The organism is Synechococcus sp. R6-10, assembly GCF_047461815.1.
GTDB lineage: Bacteria > Cyanobacteriota > Cyanobacteriia > Thermostichales > Thermostichaceae > Thermostichus.
Genome location: NZ_JANSHW010000678.1, coordinates 1 through 1,060, shown reverse-complemented (window position 1 = coordinate 1,060; position 1,060 = coordinate 1). Strand labels below are relative to the sequence as shown.

The 1,060-nt window shown below is 60.1% G+C and carries 1 protein-coding gene; it reads left to right on the top strand.

The features are described 5' to 3' along the window. The coding region (psbD, locus tag NW837_RS15255; RefSeq protein WP_414332488.1) for a photosystem II D2 protein (photosystem q(a) protein) at positions 1 to 1,059 on the top strand (1,059 nt) is incomplete at its 5' end. Between the last annotated feature and the right edge of the window lies 1 nt (position 1,060).

Below are 1,060 nucleotides of genomic sequence, written 5' to 3'. Positions count from 1 at the left end.
ATGACCATAGCGGTAGGGCGCGTGCGTCAGGAGCGAGGATGGTTCGACATCGTCGATGACTGGCTCAAGCGCGACAGATTCGTGTTCATCGGCTGGTCCGGGCTGCTGCTGTTCCCCTGCGCTTACCTAGCCCTGGGCGGCTGGCTCACCGGCACCACCTTTGTGACCTCCTGGTACACCCACGGGTTGGCCAGCTCCTACCTGGAAGGGTGCAACTTTTTGACCGTAGCCGTCTCCACCCCCGCCGACAGCATGGGGCACAGCCTGCTGCTGCTGTGGGGCCCGGAAGCCCAGGGGGACTTCACCCGCTGGTGCCAGATTGGGGGGCTGTGGACCTTTGTGGCCCTGCACGGAGCGCTGGGGCTGATTGGATTTATGCTGCGGCAATTTGAGATTGCCCGGCTGGTGGGGGTGCGGCCCTACAACGCCATTGCGTTTAGCGCGCCGATAGCGGTGTTTGTGAGCGTGTTTTTGATTTACCCGCTGGGGCAGAGCAGCTGGTTTTTTGCGCCCAGCTTTGGGGTGGCGGGGATTTTCCGCTTTTTGCTGTTTTTCCAGGGGTTCCACAACTGGACGCTGAACCCGTTCCACATGATGGGGGTGGCTGGCGTTTTGGGTGGAGCGCTGTTGTGTGCCATCCATGGGGCGACGGTGGAGAACACCCTGTTTCAGGATGGGGATGCGGCCAGCACCTTTCGGGCTTTTGAGCCGACGCAGTCGGAGGAGACCTACTCGATGGTGACGGCCAACCGGTACTGGAGCCAGATTTTTGGGATAGCGTTTTCCAACAAGCGGTGGCTGCACTTTTTCATGTTGTTTGTGCCGGTGACGGGTTTGTGGATGTCGAGCATTGGGGTAGTGGGGTTGGCGCTGAACCTGCGGGCGTATGACTTTATCAGTCAGGAGGTGCGGGCAGCGGAAGACCCGGAGTTTGAGACGTTTTACACGAAGAACATTTTGCTGAACGAGGGGATTCGGGCGTGGATGGCGCCGCAGGACCAGCCCCATGAGCGCTTTGAGTTCCCTGAAGAAGTCCTCCCCCGCGGCAATGCGCTCTAAA